This window comes from Flavobacterium gawalongense (assembly GCF_007097265.1).
GTDB classification, from domain to species: Bacteria; Bacteroidota; Bacteroidia; order Flavobacteriales; family Flavobacteriaceae; genus Flavobacterium; species Flavobacterium gawalongense.
The window spans coordinates 121,109-138,718 of the sequence record NZ_VJZP01000002.1; the positions used below are offsets into that span (position 1 = coordinate 121,109).

Annotated in this window: 14 protein-coding genes and 1 tRNA gene; 2 read left to right on the plus strand and 13 right to left on the minus strand. The window is 35.2% G+C overall.

Annotation, left to right across the window (positions count from 1 at the left end; genetic code table 11):
* Positions 1 to 9 precede the first annotated feature (9 nt).
* A complete protein-coding gene (locus tag FNW38_RS02210; RefSeq protein WP_143386886.1) occupies positions 10 to 1,596 on the minus strand; it encodes a hypothetical protein in 1,587 nt (528 codons plus the stop codon).
* Between the two features lie 127 nt (positions 1,597 to 1,723).
* Between FNW38_RS02210 and FNW38_RS02215 the strand changes: the two genes are divergently transcribed.
* On the plus strand, positions 1,724 to 2,092 hold the full coding sequence (locus FNW38_RS02215) for a helix-turn-helix domain-containing protein (protein WP_143386887.1): 369 nt from the start codon (positions 1,724 to 1,726) through the stop codon (positions 2,090 to 2,092).
* Positions 2,093 to 2,265: 173 nt separating this feature from the next.
* Here FNW38_RS02215 and FNW38_RS02220 read toward each other — a convergent pair whose 3' ends face one another.
* The 8 genes from FNW38_RS02220 to FNW38_RS02255 form a co-directional block, all read right to left on the minus strand.
* Positions 2,266 to 2,637 carry a site-specific integrase gene (locus tag FNW38_RS02220; RefSeq protein ID WP_143386888.1) on the minus strand — a complete coding sequence of 124 codons (372 nt, stop codon included), beginning with the start codon at positions 2,635 to 2,637 and terminating at the stop codon, positions 2,266 to 2,268.
* Between the two features lie 11 nt (positions 2,638 to 2,648).
* Entirely contained in the window at positions 2,649 to 3,689 is a 1,041-nt protein-coding gene (locus FNW38_RS02225) for an RHS repeat domain-containing protein (protein WP_143386889.1), read from the minus strand.
* Positions 3,690 to 3,735: 46 nt separating this feature from the next.
* Complete coding sequence (locus FNW38_RS02230; protein ID WP_143386890.1) at positions 3,736 to 5,832, minus strand: peptidylprolyl isomerase; 2,097 nt, start codon at positions 5,830 to 5,832, stop codon at positions 3,736 to 3,738.
* 108 nt (positions 5,833 to 5,940) lie between these two features.
* Positions 5,941 to 7,200 (minus strand): hemolysin family protein, encoded by a 1,260-nt coding sequence (locus FNW38_RS02235; RefSeq protein WP_143386891.1) that lies wholly within the window; start codon positions 7,198 to 7,200, stop codon positions 5,941 to 5,943.
* A 3-nt stretch (positions 7,201 to 7,203) separates the two neighbouring features.
* Positions 7,204 to 7,398 carry a hypothetical protein gene (locus tag FNW38_RS02240; protein ID WP_143386892.1) on the minus strand — a complete coding sequence of 65 codons (195 nt, stop codon included), beginning with the start codon at positions 7,396 to 7,398 and terminating at the stop codon, positions 7,204 to 7,206.
* A 17-nt stretch (positions 7,399 to 7,415) separates the two neighbouring features.
* Positions 7,416 to 7,970, minus strand: a complete 555-nt coding sequence (lptC, locus tag FNW38_RS02245) for an LPS export ABC transporter periplasmic protein LptC (RefSeq protein ID WP_143386893.1) — start codon at positions 7,968 to 7,970, stop codon at positions 7,416 to 7,418.
* Between the two features lie 48 nt (positions 7,971 to 8,018).
* Positions 8,019 to 9,269, minus strand: a complete 1,251-nt coding sequence (locus FNW38_RS02250) for a hypothetical protein (RefSeq protein ID WP_143386894.1) — start codon at positions 9,267 to 9,269, stop codon at positions 8,019 to 8,021.
* On the minus strand, positions 9,262 to 9,996 hold the full coding sequence (locus FNW38_RS02255) for a type III pantothenate kinase (protein ID WP_143386895.1): 735 nt from the start codon (positions 9,994 to 9,996) through the stop codon (positions 9,262 to 9,264). Before FNW38_RS02255 ends, FNW38_RS02250 begins: the two co-directional genes overlap by 8 nt.
* A 98-nt stretch (positions 9,997 to 10,094) precedes the next feature.
* Between FNW38_RS02255 and FNW38_RS02260 the strand changes: the two genes are divergently transcribed.
* Positions 10,095 to 10,167: transfer RNA gene (locus FNW38_RS02260), tRNA-Phe, on the plus strand.
* A 656-nt stretch (positions 10,168 to 10,823) separates the two neighbouring features.
* Here FNW38_RS02260 and FNW38_RS02265 read toward each other — a convergent pair.
* The 4 genes from FNW38_RS02265 to FNW38_RS02280 form a co-directional block, all read right to left on the minus strand.
* Complete coding sequence (locus FNW38_RS02265; RefSeq protein ID WP_143386896.1) at positions 10,824 to 11,513, minus strand: fibronectin type III domain-containing protein; 690 nt, start codon at positions 11,511 to 11,513, stop codon at positions 10,824 to 10,826.
* Positions 11,514 to 11,521: 8 nt separating this feature from the next.
* Complete coding sequence (locus FNW38_RS02270) at positions 11,522 to 14,860, minus strand: alpha-amylase family glycosyl hydrolase (RefSeq protein ID WP_143386897.1); 3,339 nt, start codon at positions 14,858 to 14,860, stop codon at positions 11,522 to 11,524.
* A gap of 63 nt (positions 14,861 to 14,923) precedes the next feature.
* Entirely contained in the window at positions 14,924 to 15,982 is a 1,059-nt protein-coding gene (locus tag FNW38_RS02275) for a SusE domain-containing protein (RefSeq protein ID WP_143386898.1), read from the minus strand.
* Positions 15,983 to 16,002: 20 nt separating this feature from the next.
* Positions 16,003 to 17,595, minus strand: coding sequence for a RagB/SusD family nutrient uptake outer membrane protein (locus tag FNW38_RS02280; protein ID WP_143386899.1), 1,593 nt, complete (start codon positions 17,593 to 17,595; stop codon positions 16,003 to 16,005).
* Between the last annotated feature and the right edge of the window lie 15 nt (positions 17,596 to 17,610).

Genomic DNA, 17,610 nt, shown 5'->3' on the forward strand with positions numbered 1-17,610 from the left:
TTTTTATACTTAATCCTTTGGTTTTATTGGCTTTACAGCCGTCTTTTTGGTTGGGTTTGTTGGTGGCGGGGTGGCGAGTTGTATTTGGGTCATACAGTCCTGCAAAGCTTTGTCTATTAAGACTTTTAGGTCTTGGTATTCCTCGGGGTTGGTGATTTGATAAGCATACGATTTAGTGGTTTTGTTCTGTACTTTCCTGATGTAGTTTTCCAGTAATAATTGGTTGTTGTAGCGTCTGAGTGTGGTTTCTTTTACTCTTAAATTCCTGCGGATTTCGCTATTGGTAAACTGGGTTTGATTTTGCTTTTTAAGATATTCTTTTAGATTTTCGAGATGATTCCTGCACGCTCCCGTTAGGCTGTCGCTTTTACGAAGTAATACTTCTTTTATGAGTTCGTTGGCTTCTTGTATGTCTTCTATTGATGTTTCTATATATTCTTCGCCTGTTTCTTTATCGATATGATGGAACTTTTGGTGTTGTTTGTAAAAAGTTATCGCTTCAATAAATTGCAGATAGTGGGCGTTGGTTCGCCTTGGTTTAAAAACTGATGCCGGAAGTGTGAGGAACTCGGCAAAAGGATTTTTGATGGTGATTATCCTGAGTAATCGTTGGGCATTTTGGAGTAATATTTTTGCTTGTAATTCTTCGGTATGGTTTACTTTTCCTGCTGATAATTGCCGTTGGTAGAACATTATTTTTTCGTCTTGTTCCTGGCTTTCATCAATATGGAGTAAAAAACTGCGGTTAGAATTGTCCTCGTAAATGCTTTCTTGTGTCGTGCAACCTGCCACGCTTACTGGTCCTTCTACGGTTAGGTGCATTGTTTTGGTTACGCCTTTTTGGTCTTTGTGAACAACGGTTTTTGTGATTTTCTTCTTGCTTTGTAGTTCCCGAAGCGGATACAATACACTTTCTGCTCCGTCCAAATCTTCGATTAATATGAGTTTGTTTCGTAGTTCTGTTCGGTTAAAATAATAAAAGGCGTTGGGGCTTAAAACCGTCATTTCTATTTTGTCTTCTTCGGGTATGAGTTCGGATACTTTGCTTTGCAAATGGGTTTTCCCTGCTCCTGAACTGCCCAAAGAAATACATTGTAATGGATTATTGGTTTTTCTTGACGTGAATATTAAATACATCATTAGTCGGTTTATTTCTTCTCCGATTACGCCCGATTTGCCTATGTTTTCTTGTGTGTTAGGTATAAGATTTTGGCTTTGTAGAAATTCTCTAGCTTCTTTTATTTCTTTCTCGGTTAAAACTTTTACTTGCTTTTCGTATTGTTTACTTTGGTTTTCTACTTCCTCCAAACGGTAATTTTCGAGTTCGTTTGTGAGTTGATCTAAATCTCTTCGTACGATTGTTGTACCTATTTCCAGTCGCTCGGCTACTTTTCTCGTTAGTTTCTCTATGCTCGTGTCGTTGTATAAATCGATGTTTTGCCGTAAAACCTGCTCTTTGCCAACTTTTTGGATGCCTAAAGTTACCCGCATCGCTTCGAGATTATTAAACCGTATTCCGCCTAGAACTTGGATTTTTAGGTGTTTGGTGTCGAAAAGGTAGTTGTTGGGGTTTTGGGTGTTTAATGGACTTTGCATAGCTTGAAATTATTTGTTTCTAATTTTTCTACTGCAAATCTAAACAAAAGTTTACTTTAAATCTATTTTTAAGTTTATTAAAATTCTATATTTTGTATTTAGTGTATTTTTATTCTACTTTTGCTTTATGAGTTTAGCAGATAACATCAAGATTATACGAGAAAAACAAGGTCTTCTTCAAAAAGAAGTAGCCAACCATATCGGAGTGGATAAATCCACTTATAGTAAGATAGAAAAAGGAGGAAGAGAAGTAACCGTAGCTGAGCTACAAAAATTGACCAAACTCTTTAATCTTACTACGGATGCTATTTTAAACTATGACGAAAACCTTATTCCCAAAGAAGTTGTGATTGAAGATAAAACCATTATTGAGCAAATGCAACTCCTGGAAGAACTCGACGAAGAAGATAAAAACATTGTTTTTAAAATGATTGACAAAATGTTAACTTCTAAAAAATTCAAGGACTTCTTCGCCAAAAATGTCTCTTCATTGTAATTTTAACAAAAATTTAACTTGTCTCGTATTTGTATCTTATAGTACACATTTGTTGCGTATAGTACTTAACAAAAAAAGCAACAATTTTACTTGTTGCTTTTTTTGTTTATTGACTTGTTTTGTCTGCTCAACTTTGTGGGTACGAGCCAGAGGCATCGCACTACCCGTTGAACTTATTTTCTGCTCGGACCATCTGGGGGGGCTATTTGATTTTTGATTAACCATTCTTTTTCTTCATTCGCTAAATTAGCATTTAATGGAGTTGTTGAATAACGCTCTATAATTTCAATAGCCTCTCGTTTTATTATCTCACTTGGATTACCATATTCCAAAATTAAATGAGCTGTCCATAAATTAACAGTATATTGAGATTCTTGAAAAAAACTTGAAAATTTTTCTATTTCTCCTTTTTGAAAATAATCTTTTGCAATCTCGACTAATATTTGATAACCTAATTTATCAAATCTATCTTTACTTGACGGCCTAATGTTATCGAGATAGTTTTTCTTACACTGAAATAAATATTTACTCCCAATTTCACTCATAATTTAAGCTTTTAGTTCTTTAATTTTTTTACGGACACCCTAGCACTATTTTTGGGTATTCCATCAACAACTTTTTCTGATTGACCTCCTGGAGTCTTTCCTGCTCCTGGTATGTATTTTGAATTAGCTCCAACTTCATTACCTGTCGGATTTCTTATGTTTAATTCTTTGGAAAGCTTAATATCTATATCTATTCGGATTAAGTCTCCTTTAAGAAATAAAGGGTCTTCAATTCCTAACTCAACTGCTATTTTTTCTCTAGATAATCCTTTTGCTAAAAGGGCATCAATATCTTTAGCTGAAGACATAAATGTTTCATTTGGGTTACCAAATGTAGCTGAAGAAGGGTATTTTTCCAACATAGCGGATGACACTAATTTGGAGCCACCTCTATTTAATTTACTTGCAATGGCAACAAGTTTACCTACTCCATTTGCTGCTGCCCATCCTATACCTTCAAAAATAGCCAATTTGGTAGCTTCTCCTGCATTATCAAATCTTCTTTGCGCCTCTACTTCATTACCATTAGCTCGTGCTTCATAACCTCTTTCTGTCTCATTAATTGATTCAAGTAACCCCCCACCCGCTAAAGTCTTACTTATCCATCCTTTTGTAACAAAAATATCAACTAAAATCGCACCCCCAAGTAATACTCCAACAGCCTCTCTTTTTTGGTTTTCAATATGTTGTGAAGTAGTAATTTCTCCTGAAATTAATTTTTTAGCATCTATCCGAGCTTGCATTTGCATATCATCAGTTGGTTCCAATCCTTCCAACTCAATCATATCAATAACTCTATTCCCACTAAATGCATAAGGACTATAAAATGGATATTTTTTAGTTAGTGGGTCAGTTGCAAAAAATCTTCCTACCCTCGGGTCGTGCATCCTAAACTCGTAATTCAAGGAGTTCCCTTCGCCTTTGATTTCATTATCCATTTCCTGCCCCTGGAAGCCGTAACGGTAGGAATTACTTGACCCGTGGCGGTTTGGAACTAACTGACCAAAAGGATAATAGTCACTAAAATTAAGAACGTCTGGACTAAAATACAAAAAATCCCGAATAAATCGGGATTTTCATATTTAATACAGTTCGAATTTAGTAATTGAATTGTTTTCTGTTGTCTTCAATTTTAGCATTCCCTTTTAATGCAGGAATAACTCGATTTACATCTGAAGCGCTTTGTGATTTCAATTTAGCTACATAAGCTTCATGACTTTTCAAAGCTGGTGCTTTTACTGTGCTTACGTTTTTCACAACATAAACGCCTGTATTTCCTTCAATTGGCGCTGACAATTTATTAGCTGACAATGCAAATGCATTTCCAACAACTTTAGGCTCTTGACCTGCACCAACTAACATTGGGTTTTCCATTGTAACTTCAGTAGCTTGCTGTACAGTTGAACCTGTAGCTTTTGCAATTGCTTCCAAAGAAGTTCCTGTCATTTTAGCTTTGATCAATTCTGCTTTTTTCTTGTTTTTAAGAATTGGCTCTACATAAGGTCTAGCCAAAGTGATTGACACTAAACCAGATTTATCGATACTTTTAACCTTTGCAATAACATGACCCAGATTAGCCACTTCAAATCTTTTTACAGCACCTACTTTAGAATCATCTTCAAATGCCCATCTTACTATTGTTCTTTGGTTTCCTAAAGGACCAAAAGTTTCGTCCATTGCTTTTACAGTAACCGGTGCAGCTATTGTAAGTTTCATGTTTTTCGCCACTTTTGCAAAATCAGTATCAGCAGCATCCATTTCAAATTTAGTTGCCTGTGTAAATATTTTATCTGAAGTTACTTCTGAAGCTTCTATTTTTTGAGCTACTGTAGCCAGACGGATTCCGTCTTGTTTATCTGTAATTTTGATGATGTGAAATCCGAAAGGTGTTTCAACTAATCCTACATTGCCAATTGAATTATTGAAAACGAAATCGTTAAAAGGTTTTACCATTTGGTTTGGACCAAAATAACCTAAATCACCACCTTGTTGTGCTGATGAGTCATCAGAATTTGTGAATGCCAACATCAGGAAACTATCTGGATTTGCATTCACCTGAGCCAATATTGCTTCTGCTTTAGCTTTAGCTTGCTCTTTGTTTCTTTTTTCTTTTTGATTCGGGACTTGTGTTCCTTCATAACTAATTAAAATGTGACTTGCTTTAGCATTTACACCTAATTTTTTACCCATAGATTTTGAAATACAGTAGTATTTTCCAAACATATACGGTCCATACACTTCGCCTGGAGCAAGATTAAACAATCTATCGGCATCAACTGCAGGCAAATCTTTTTTGGCAATATAAGTAGAATCGTAAGGAACATCAGAATTTGAATTTACAAACTCGATCGTGTTTGCAGCCGATTTGAATCCTGGCAAAGTATCATTTTTACCCGTAGCTTGATTATAAACCACGCTACCGGATAACAATCCGTTAATTTTAGATTTAACTTCATTTTCATCTTCTGTTGAAGCTTTATCTTCGATTAAAACATATTCTACTTCACGAGATTCGTCTGCTTTGTATTTTTTTTCATTTTTCTTCATGAAATCTACAATCTCAGCATCAGTAACTTTTACATCACTGTCTTTAATGGTAGAATATAAACCTGCAACGTAAGCAAAATTTACTTTGTTTGCTTCCATTTCATATTTAAACTTTCCTTCGCTTTCAGTAGTATAAACTGCTGCTTTTATCAAAGTATTGTAAATTTGAAATTTAGCATTCAACTCAGCGTCTTTCTCTCTGTCTCTCAAGTATTGTGCTTGAGCTGGATTTGATTTGAAATATTCTTTGAATTTTGCAATGTCAAACATACCTGCTGCATTCAAAAACAATGGGTTTTTACCAATGTTTTGATCTGCTTTTAAAACTTCTAAAATATGTTTTTCACCTACTCTCAATCCTAATTTATCAAATTCAGATGTCAGTAAAGCGATAGAAACTTCTTGGTCCCAAACTCTGTTAGCCGCAGCTGTTGAAGTAATTCCTTCACCGCTTTTTTCAACATTGCTCACTTTTATTCTAAAATCTTCAAATGAGATATCTTTTCCGTTGATGCTTCCTACATCTTTTGTATTTTGACCAAGGCCACCTTTACCTATAAGATCTTGGATAATAAAAGCAAATAATGCGATTGCAATAGCTGCTATTAATAAGGCGGAACGTTGTCTAATTTTTGCTAAAACTGCCATTTTTATTGTTGTTAATTTTATATTCAGTTTGCGAAAATACAATTATCTAATTAATAATTATAGTAGTAGCGTTTTATTTTACAAGAAATTTTAATTTTCTAAAAAAAATCACTCTCCTAGGGACATTTTGACTAATTCTATTTTCTTATTCGTAGCCCCTTCTATGATAAAATGAAAGTTTCCTATGGTGATTACGTCCCCTTTTTGAGGAATGTCTTTGGTATAATCAACAATAAAACCCCCAAGTGTACCGTAAGAATCACTTTCAGGAATATCAAGCTTATACGTTTGGTTTAAATACTCCACATCAAGTCGAGTGGAAAAAATATAGGTATCGTCTCCCAGTTCATTTTCGATTAGTTCTTCTTCGGAATCATGCTCATCCTCTATTTCACCAAAAAGCTCTTCTACAATATCTTCAATCGTAATAATTCCGGAAGTTCCACCATATTCATCCAGAACAACCGCCACGCTTTTTCGCTTTTTAGTAAGCAAATTCATTGCATCTTTAATGTAAATTGTTTCAGGAACAAATTCGACAGAAATTACAATTTCTTTGATGCTATTCGGTTTTTTAAACAAATCGAATGAATGCACATAACCTACAATATCATCCAGTGAATTTTGATACACTACAATTTTAGAATAACCCGTTTCGATAAACAATTTATTCAGCTCTTCTATCGAATCATATAAATCAATTGCCGCGATTTCAGTCCTTGGACTCATAACATCTCTTGCCTTTACCCCTGAAAACTCCAATGCATTTTGAAACATTAATATTTCAGAATCGACTTCTTCATTATCTTCAACGGTACTCATCTGTTCTGTAATATAATTTCCAAGTTCTACTTTACTGAAATAAAGCGGCACTTGATCTCCTTCTGTTTTGAAGAATTTTTTTAAAACAAAATCTGAAACCCAGATAAAAAAAGTAGAGACAAAATAAAACAATATATAAAAACCATATGCCGGAATGGCAAAAACCTTTATTAACGTATTGGCATAGATTTGAAAGAATACTTTAGGCAAAAACTCTGCAGTAATCAAAACTACCAGTGTAGCAATAAGTATTTGTATAAAAAAGTTCAATAAACTTGAAAAATGATATCCTAAGACATCAATCCAGCCCATCAATAGTTCACCCATAAAAAAACCATAAACAACTAATGCTATATTGTTCCCAATAAGCATGGCAGCAATAAATTTAGACGGTTTTTCGGTAAGTTTTGTAAGTATTTTAGAAATGAAATTATCCTGTTTTTTTTCTATTTCAAGATAAATTTTATTGGAGGAAATGAAAGCGATCTCCATTCCTGAAAAAAAGGCACATAGTATTAGACACAATATGATAATACTAATTTCCATATGCTAGGATTTTTTATTTCGATCTTCAAATTTTTTAGCAAATTTCAATCTGAAGAAAAACATAAAAATTGCTAATCCTGCTATTATAAAACTCAACCAAGGTGTTGCTTCAGTTGCATTTAATTTTGTAACTCCATCATATATGAAGTAAGCTCCAAAAACAAGATAAATGTAAGGTGTGTATTTTAAGTAATTCATGCTATAGTTTTATAAAATTAGTCGGCTGTTTGAATTTCGCCAGTTATTCTTTGTGAATTAATCACTTTGAAATCTTTACTAAAATCGATTCCTTGTCCGTTTGATGCTCCTTTAAGATCCGTAAATTTAAACTTTTTTTCAGTAAAAAACCATTCGTTTTTTTGGTCGTAATACAATTGTTCCGTTTCCAGCGTTTGACCGTTTTCCGATTTAATTTTCACCTTCCCCTGTAAATCAATAATACTTGTCTTTGTGTATGAAACCGCATAATTTGAGGTTATAAATGTTTTTTTTGCTTTATTATCATACAACGTAACATCAATTCCTTTTGGAAATTCGGTAAACGAAAAATCTACACTAGAAAAATCCAACATTTTAGGGCTCACTAAAATAGCTTTAATCAATCCCGAATCCGTATATTTCAAATTCACATTATCAGCATCACCACTGGGAACAAACTCTGAAAAGTTTATTTTTTGCACCTCTTTAAAATTACTTTCACACCCAAAAAACAGAGTCACAGCAAAAGCTGTGACTACTGGGAAAATTATATATTTTTTTAGTAAAGGCATACGCTGTACTTGCAAAAGCAATTTGATTATATTTACTCTTTTCGAGTTTTAGTTGAATTTTCGTTTTTCAAACCATTTGTCATTAAGAGAAAAACTTACACTAAAATTAGCATAATTCTCTTGAATAAGATTTGCATTTGTGGTTCCTTTTTTTCCTAATTCGAAACCGAAATTCACATTTGAAAAAGTACCAGTTATAGGAAGTCCTACACCAAGTGTTAATCCCATATCATTTATAGATTCAGAATTAATCATCAACCCTGTTTTTTCATATTTAATACCCCCTCTGTAAACAATTCTTTTAGCATAATTTGAAAAAGAATTATAATTAGGAATGTAATATCCCCCTAAACTAACGCTGCCATATCTTCCATAACCTACGTTACCTGCCTGATTATAAGTATTTCCCTGACCTGAATTTTTTTGATAAGAAATCTTTCCACCAACAAGCCATTTTTTCGATTCTCCAATTCCAGCACCAAACGATATTCTACTTGGTAATTTTATGTCCTTTTCTATTTTTTGATCAGGAAGTGCATCTACAGTAACCACATCAAATCCTGAACTATAAATTACAGTCGCTATATTTCTAATATTCTGAGATGTCAAAGTCCCTTCTAAAGTATAATTTAAACTAGAATATAACGATAATTTTTTGCTTATTTTAGTTTGATACATTGCTCCAATATTAAAATTCACACCAGATAAATCTGCCGAATTCAATTCACGAGTACCTATTGGAACATTGGTAATAAACTCTAAACTATTCGTTTCAATTTTACCAAAATTATAATGCGCATCTGCACCAATACTAAAATTAGGGGCTATTTTATAACCAACTCCGAAAAAAACTTTATTCAAACCACCGGTACCGGCTAAACGTTTGCTTGTTTCACCATCTTGATCAGACAACGACTCAATTTTATACCCTACGGAAGAATAAGGAATCAATCCAAAACCTACTCCAAATTTCCCTAAAGGCAAACCAACAGCCAAATAATCTAAAGTTGTTCTGCGCGTACTCGCTGATCCAGTATTACTTTTCAAGTTTTTTGTTCCATAAGTCCCACCCAAAGAAAAAGTAGTTAATTTTAGATTTGCATAACTGGCTGGATTTTCTAAATTAATATGAATACTGTCTTGTTCGACTGCTACACCTGCCATAGAACGATTCTCAAGCGCCCCTTTGAATCTTATATCACCAATTCCATAGAAAGAGTATGGTGATGAAGTTCCTTCCTGTGCAAAGGATACAAGTGACAAAAGCAAACATGCGCTTACTATAAGTTTTTTAATCATTTTTGATTTTATATTGAAATGTTTGACTCAAACTTTCTAAAAGAAAATTTGAATTGGCAAATATGGTATTTTTTAATCGTTTAGCCAAAAAATCTGTGTCTCCACCCGTTAAAATTATTATAAAATTTGAATACCGTGCGCTATATTCATCGATGAAACCGTCAATCTCATAGACTAATCCATTGACTACACCGGAATGAATCGACTCCGAAGTTGATTTACCAATTAAATCTTTCGGATTTTCTAATGTTAATAAAGGCAATTTTGCGGTATAATTATGCAATGACTCATAACGCAGTCGCAGTCCCGGTGTTATGGCGCCTCCAAGATAATTATTGTTTTCATCTATAAAATCAAAGGTAACACAAGTTCCTGCATCAATAACCAGTCGGTTCTGATTAGGAAACTGAAGCGTTGCTCCTGCAGCAAGAACCATTCTGTCGATTCCTAAAGTTTTAGGAGTAGCATAGTAATTAATAAAAGGAAAAGGATCTTCATGGGATATAAAATGAACTTTTAAATCATTTTCAAACTCCAAAAACGATTGTTTTTCGACATCTCCAACCGACGAAACGACCAAATCAGTTACTTTTTGAAAATTTTTTAAAATATTTTGAATGTTTTTTTGCAGTTCATTTTTAACAAACACAAAATTTTCCACGAGTATATTACCCTCAAAGACAGCAGCTTTAATTCTTGTATTTCCGACATCAACAGCTAGAATCATATTTTATTTTTTGATGCTGCGAAGATACGAATTGATTTTTTTTTAAAATTGTTTTGGATAAACTAAAAATCATCCTATATTTGCACCCGCAATAGCGAGGTACCTTAGCTCAGATGGTAGAGCAATGGACTGAAAATCCATGTGTCCCTGGTTCGATCCCTGGAGGTACCACAAAAAAATTCCCTAATCCTTTATACAATGAGGTTTTAGGGATTTTTTGCTTTTACAGTGTACAACTGAGTGTATTTCCCCACAACTTTTAGGCTTGATCCAGATTGATCCCCAATATCTCCTATCCTTTAGATCACAATAGATCCACAAATCCTATTTAAAGTATTAACGTTGCGAAGATTCCTCTTCCGATAGCTATCGAAACGTCGGAATGAGAGTTTTGGTGATTGGTGATGATATATAATACCATCATTCCGTCTCGTTTGTCATTGCTTCGCCATTTCGAACACAATGTCATTAAGTTAACCCGTTTCTACCGTCACTTCGAGGCTTAATTTTTTTGAAAAAAATAAGCCTCGAACCGACGAAGCCTTAACTTAATGACATTGAGTTCGAGATAGCCCTCGTGTCCGACGAAGGAGGAATCCCACCCAAAAAACACAACCACAATGAGATCCTTTTCCAGATATCCAGCACTAAAAGAAAAGGCTGTCTTTTTACGAACAGCCTTTTTCCCTTACTAAATGTTTTATTTTTTCACAAACTTCATCACTTTTACCGGATTGTTTTCGTTATGCACTTTCACGAGATAGATCTGAAGGCGTACAGTTGCATTTTAAGTGCTTTTTTAACAAAGTCAAAGCTAATAAAAATTCTCAATTTGTTTTAAACTTCCATGTTTGACCTATCGTTTCTCCTCCTTTATCATCTTTAACTACGACTTTCCAATAATATTCTTTTGAAGGAACTACAGGTACGTCTAGAGTATTGGTTGCTAAGTTTTCACTTACTTTTGATATAGGTGGATTGTCTGTCCCAAAATACACATCAAAAACAAGGATATCATTTACATCTACATCACTTGCATTCCATTTCAATGTTGCTGTCGCTGTATTTAATACGGCGTTTAAAACAGGCTGCACCAATTCTGGAGAAAAAGGCAAATGATTTACCACTGCTTCTCCTTGTGTATAAAAATTGTACACAGAGGAATAATCACTTGACAAACTTTTATTATCCGTTGCTTTAACTCTCCAATAGTAAGCTACACCCTTTTCTAATAAGATATTTTGAGAGTTAGCGGGGCCTTCTAATGTCTTTACAATTTGCAAAAATTGATTGTCTTTTGCTACTTGTATTTGATAGGTTATGGGATCATTATTAGAATCTGTAGACACATTCCATTGAAAACTAACCAAATTATCTACACATAATTTATTATTTGCCGGAGCAACTAATGTTGGTACTGTGGGTGCTTCGTTTTTAGGCGTAGGCACTGGATCATCACCTCCTCCACAAGAGATTAACAAAAACCCAATGACAGCTACATATATAAACTTTTTCATTTTCATTTTTATTTTTTTATGATTTTCAGATATACGGGAGTGTCCAAATATACTTTTACAATATAAATTCCTGCAGATTCGTTTTCCAAGTTTAGCTGAACTTTTCCGTTTACAACAGAATAGGTACCTTTTGAAATTAATTGAGAGGTTAAGGTGTACAAATCTATAACAACTTCTTTTCTGGAGATAGGCAATGTGATTTCAAATCTTCCGACTGTAGGATTTGGATAGGATGAAACGAACCCTATTAAATCATCTATTCCTTTTGAATAAATTCCTTCACATGGTTTAGCTGTTTTTACTTCCAACAAATCACCTTTTTTAATCTCTACTGAAAAAGTGGGAGAAGGGGTTTCAAATTGCATATTCCCATTTACAAAAATTTTATAGGGGGCCGTACCTTCAACTATTTCAACAGCAACCTTGTTCGAAACAACACTTGATTTTCCCGTAACGTTTTTCCCTTTTGGAATAACAATCGTGAAGCCTTGTTCAAAAGTTTCTCCCAGAACAGAAATAGATCCATTATAAATACCAGGAGCTAAATTGGAGACTGACAAGCTATTATTGATAAAATCGTAAGTTTTATTATTTATAGTGGCCACATAGGGATGAGTTATAGTGGCATTGATAGTTATTTCCCCATTATTTTCATTTATACAAGATTCGCCTTTTGATTCAATAGTAAAATTATTTGACGGCAAGGTAAAATCTTTATCGGCTAATAAGGATTTTTTATTTCCATATATTTTATACCCCCCGGCCGGAATGGCAATCGTTGCACTAACATTGGTAACATTAATGGACGTATCATCCATCAAATTATACCAAATTCCGGTGTACGGAAAACCAGTGGCCACATTTTGTGTTGTCACATCAAAGTTGGCCAGTATCAAAACATCTTTGAGCTGCGTTGGTAATAAAGCGCTATTGGCAATTTTAATATTTGGATACAACGAACTGGTGTTGTTTATGGTTGCCGTTCCTAAAAACACGGGATCTGTTGTTTTCAGAGCGATCATTTTTGTCCAATCGGTATAGACTTTATTTCTATTGGCATCGCCAAGCCAGTTGTTTGTCCATTGCGGCTGTGGTTTGGTGTCCAGTTTGCAATCACCCGATATTGTGGTAGAATTGTCGTTAACGGTTCCATTATTACAGCTGTAAATGGAGTTCTCCATTCCTAATTCACCAAAATGCCAAATCATCTTAGGCCCAGGAACCAACAATGAAACAGCCCCTAAAGCAGACATTCGCGACAGGGCAACATTCAATGTTTTCACGTTATGGGAGGCATTCGTACTATTCCCAAATTGTAAATTTTTGTACATCAATCGTTCTTCATCATGACTTTCGGCATAACCCATCAATCTGTTTGCGGTAAATCCACGGCTAGTGCTAGTCATATTATAAATATTGCTGGCATAACCCATCGTCAAATTATTGTATTGATCCGTCATTTTTCCCCACATCATCACCCCTTTGCTTGGCGTTTCAAAGATTCTATAATTGGCCCACTCCTGTTCTTCGGTATTTGTTCCCAAATGTTCGAAAATAGTGTAATGTGTCGGATCCAAACCCCAGGAATAATCGGCATAGTCTTTCAAAATGGCAACCCGGTCGGCCTGATAGGCATTCGTACAGGCATCATCCCCAGAAGTGCAATTTTGTGTAAATCCTTTGGTCAAATCCCAACGAAATCCATCAATTTTATATTCTTCAATCCAATGTTTGATTACGCGATGAACGTAATATTGAGTTCTGGGTTGTTGATGATTAAAATCCTCCCCGACACTATAGGAATGTTTCGCAACCGTATTAAAATAAGGGTTTTCAGATGAAGGGCTTCCCCAACCATCGCCATCAGGGTCATTCATCCACATTCGGTTCATAGGATTTCGTCCGAAGGCATGATTCAAAGCGACATCCAAAATCACGGCAATCCCGTTTTGATGGCATAAATCAATGAGTTCTTTTAATTTTTCCGAAGTCCCATAAAATTTATCCAAAGCCATATGAAAGGAGGTGTTATACCCCCAACTTTCGTTGCCTTCAAATTCCATGACAGGCATTAAATGAATGGCGTTCACTTTCAGGTTTTTGAAATAATCGATTTTATTAATCAAGTCTTGATAGCTTCTATTAGCATCAAAATCTCGAACCAAAAGTTCATAAACTACTAGTTTTTCTTTGGCTGGTTTAATAAAATTAGTCGTTGCACTACTCCATACGTAAGGCGTTTGTCCAGTTTGTAAAACGGTTACTTCTCTTTCCTGTCCAACGGGATATACCGGAAGATTCGGATATGTAGAAGCCGGAATATAAGGATCATCATAAGGAGACAAAACCAAAGTAGAATAAGGATCCGCCGTCTTTACCAAAGAAGGTGTATTAGCGATAGGCGTTGCATCAACCACCCAATATTGATAGGTGTAATTTGTACCCGAAACTAAACCCGTCAATTCCAACCAAAACTTACCTGACACAGGGTCTTTTTTCATCGAATAAGAAGCCGTAGGCTGCCAACTGTTGAAAGTTCCTGCTACATAGACAAAGTCTTTTAGCGGGGCATCCAGCACCAGTGTTGCTTTTGTCGCATCACCAGTATTGTAATTGATTCCGTCCAACAAACCTGCAGGCATAGTAGCACTTACAGTTCCCGGATTTACAATGGCACTGAATTTTTTAGTAATAACTGTAGTTCCTTGAGTAACTTCCAATTCATAGTTTTGATTGCCTGTAATATTTGTATGAGTAAAAGAGTAGCCGGATGAACTTCCGTTTGTATTAATACTTACACCATTCGATTTTAGATTGTAAGCAGCTACTCCATTGGTATTATTAGCTGCAATACTTAAACTCCCTCCTGAGGTAATAATAGAGGAACTGTTTTGTAAAGGAGCTGTTAAATTAACTTGAAAAGCACCAACTTCTGCAAGGATATCCTGCGATTTTTTATCCCCAGTTCCATCTTTGGCTTTTATCAAAAATCCTATTTTCCCTATTCCTGTTGTGTTGTAATAGGTTGTAGGTGTAATCGTTTTTGTATAAGTATCATTAGCCAAATTATAGGTAAATCTACTTGCTTCGTCAGAAGCCGTCCAAGAACCATTAAGTGGAGTCCCTTTTTGGGTGGTGTCATTTATGTCAAATGCCCATCCCCATAAATACAATGCATTTCCTGTTACTCCCCAAGTCGCTTCATTTATACTATTCCCATTGATAGTAATAGTGATTGCCGTCGTTTCCTCAAAAGTGGCTGGACTAATACTATGCGTAACCGTTTGTTGCTGTGCAACTGCAGCAATTGAAAGGAAAAACAACAATAAAAGTATAGTTTTTTTCATGGCTTTTATTTTATAAAAAAAGGGCTATCACAAAGATAACCCCTTCTAGTTATTAAAAAAATACTAGTTTTTAGTAAGCGTGTATTTGTAATTTCTTGGAGAACTTAAATCAAGAGTTATCGTATATGTTCCAGCAGAAGGAACTTTGATGTTAGCTCCACCATATTCCAAGCTACCATTTGCACCATCATCACCGAAATTGATATCCCAAGCATCATTGGCTCTAAATTTCATTTCTGCCTGAGAAAGTGTTGCTGTAACTGTCCATAGTTTAGCAACTTTATTGTAAGTCATTGCAGTACTACCACCCCAGCCAGCTGGAGTTGCATCACCTATAATTCCCCATGCAGTTGCAGTAGCAGTATACGTTAATTTTTCAGTATCAACATTAAATTTATAGTATCCTGCAGCAGGAATTTTTAGATTATCTCCAGATGTAGCTATTGTTCCTGGAGTTGCTCCAGCAGCATACTCACCTTTCCATTCAGGGAAACTTGTAAATTTATATTCTGCATTTGCATCATTAAAATAGACATATCCTTCAAAATCAACTTTACCATATCCAGAAGCAGAAAGCTGAGGAGACGAAGCAGGAGTCCAATCAGCAGGATAGCCAGAAGCTACTGCATAACCACCCGGAACCCATAATTTAGGATTTTCAGTAGTGTAAGGTGTCACTACGATTCCAATTACATTAGAATACATCGCTGCAGCAGCACCTGCAGTTGCTTTTACTCTCACTTCAAATTCAGCTGGAGCAAAAGGAGTTGCTTTCAATAATAAGGCAGCATTGTTTAATTGTTCTACAGTTACAGAAACCTGATTTTCAGAAATTACAGAACCGGCAGATTGAGGTGTTTTAAATTCATTCCCCTTTGTATCCATTTCTACTGCATAAGTAACTTGCACGTCACCACCGTAATTTGCAGATTTCCATGTAAAACGTTCTGCTTGTGCAGCTGCATTTTCTGGTTTTAATACATAGGCCGCTCCAGCTGTAGGAGCAGTCAAAACAGGTGCGTCAACACCTTCGATAACAGGTCTGTCTTGAACATCTTCTACGCTACAAGACAAAGCAACCACCGCAAATAAAGCAATTATTGATTTAGTTATATTTTTCATTTTTATTGTTTTTTAAATTATTAGTATCCAGGGTTTTGTTGTAATTTATTATTTGATGCTAAAGCTGTAGCGGGAATAGGGAATAAATCTCTGTACGATTGTGTTGGAGATCCTCCAGCAACATTTCCTTTCCATGGCCATAAATAACTACCTCCAGAGAATTTTCCAAAACGAATTAAATCCGTTCTTCTGTGTCCTTCCCAGTGTAATTCTCTCGCTCTTTCGTCAAGAATAAAATCTAGGGTTAAATCTCCTTGATTTACTGTAGCACCTTTTGCTCTTGTTCTTAAATCATTAACATAAGTAGTCGCAATTGGCAAAGTTCCGCCAGCACCTCTTACAGCACATTCTGCATACATTAAATAAGCATCAGCCAAACGGAAAATTGGAAAATCAGCATCCGAGAAATTACCTGATTTATCTGAACCTTGTTTACCATTCACATCTACATTTCTAAATTTTTGAATTGCATAACCATCCGTGAAAGAGCCAATATTTTTAATTTCTTTGGTCTGTCCATCTGTATAGAATTGTCCTCTTGCATCAATAGTATTCACACTAAACTTATCTACAAATGCTGCTGTCGTTCTGATTCCACCCCAACCACCGTTGATACCAAATGAAGCTGCATTCATACTACCTCCAACAGGAGCGTGCGTTAAGAAAGTAGTTCCACCATACGTTTGTGTATGAAGACCGTCAAAAGCTATTGCAAAAATAAATTCGTTTTGAGAACCATTTTTATCATTATCTGCAAAAAACAATTGATTGTAATTAGTGTGTAATTTATAGCTTGAACCAGTAATTTTTGTAATTAATGGAAGAGCGGCAGCATAATGATCTGTACCAGTATATACTTTTGCATTCATGTACAATTTAGCTTGCAACATCCAAGCAGCAGCTTGATCCACACGATACGCTTCATTAGATTTTGGCGCTTTCATTAATGGAGTGATTGCTGTTAACTCCTCATCAACAAATTTGTATAATTCTGCTCTTGTAGCATATTCAGGATAAAAGAAAGTGCTTGGAGAATCTTCAGTTACTAAAGAACCACCACCAAAAGTGTCAATTAAATGCCAATACGTCATCGCTCTTAAGAAACGAGCTTCAGCTCTGTAAGTAGCAATCTCCGCTTTCAAAGTAGCATCTACTCCTCTAGCTGCTAATTTTTCATCCGTAGTTTGACGTAAAAACTCATTGCAGTTTACAATCTGAAAAGAGTAACGTGCGAAAACAGCCGTTACAAAACGATCCAAAGAAGTCCATGTTTGTGAATGAAGGTCCTTTATTGTTCCGTCATTCCAGGCAATAACTGCTTCATCAGTAGTTAATTCCTGTAATAACCAATATCCTCTAACGTACTGACTTTCTCCTTCATCTATTCCAGAAATATCTGGTGTTCCAGAAGGACCTGATTGTCCTGAAGTTGCAAATCCAGCATATAATTTAGCAAGATTTTGTTTATACGATTCCGGTGTGCTGAAAAATTGGTCACCAGAAACTGCATCACCAGAGTCCGGCGATTGGATCAAATCATCGGTACATGATGGGAATAAAAACACCATCAATAACAATGAAATACCCAATAATTTTATTTGTGTCTTTTTCATTTTTCTTATTATTTG

What these genes read in the sequence shown, in the direction of transcription:
- FNW38_RS02210 (WP_143386886.1), bottom strand. Translation starts at nt 1,596, where the DNA reads ATGCAAAGTCCATTAAACACCCAAAACCCCAACAACTACCTTTTCGAC.
- FNW38_RS02215 (WP_143386887.1), top strand. Translation starts at nt 1,724, where the DNA reads ATGAGTTTAGCAGATAACATCAAGATTATACGAGAAAAACAAGGTCTT.
- FNW38_RS02220 (WP_143386888.1), bottom strand. Translation starts at nt 2,637, where the DNA reads ATGAGTGAAATTGGGAGTAAATATTTATTTCAGTGTAAGAAAAACTAT.
- FNW38_RS02230 (WP_143386890.1), bottom strand. Translation starts at nt 5,832, where the DNA reads ATGGCAGTTTTAGCAAAAATTAGACAACGTTCCGCCTTATTAATAGCA.
- FNW38_RS02235 (WP_143386891.1), bottom strand. Translation starts at nt 7,200, where the DNA reads ATGGAAATTAGTATTATCATATTGTGTCTAATACTATGTGCCTTTTTT.
- FNW38_RS02240 (WP_143386892.1), bottom strand. Translation starts at nt 7,398, where the DNA reads ATGAATTACTTAAAATACACACCTTACATTTATCTTGTTTTTGGAGCT.
- lptC (WP_143386893.1), bottom strand. Translation starts at nt 7,970, where the DNA reads ATGCCTTTACTAAAAAAATATATAATTTTCCCAGTAGTCACAGCTTTT.
- FNW38_RS02250 (WP_143386894.1), bottom strand. Translation starts at nt 9,269, where the DNA reads ATGATTAAAAAACTTATAGTAAGCGCATGTTTGCTTTTGTCACTTGTA.
- FNW38_RS02255 (WP_143386895.1), bottom strand. Translation starts at nt 9,996, where the DNA reads ATGATTCTAGCTGTTGATGTCGGAAATACAAGAATTAAAGCTGCTGTC.
- FNW38_RS02265 (WP_143386896.1), bottom strand. Translation starts at nt 11,513, where the DNA reads ATGAAAAAGTTTATATATGTAGCTGTCATTGGGTTTTTGTTAATCTCT.
- FNW38_RS02270 (WP_143386897.1), bottom strand. Translation starts at nt 14,860, where the DNA reads ATGAAAAAAACTATACTTTTATTGTTGTTTTTCCTTTCAATTGCTGCA.
- FNW38_RS02275 (WP_143386898.1), bottom strand. Translation starts at nt 15,982, where the DNA reads ATGAAAAATATAACTAAATCAATAATTGCTTTATTTGCGGTGGTTGCT.
- FNW38_RS02280 (WP_143386899.1), bottom strand. Translation starts at nt 17,595, where the DNA reads ATGAAAAAGACACAAATAAAATTATTGGGTATTTCATTGTTATTGATG.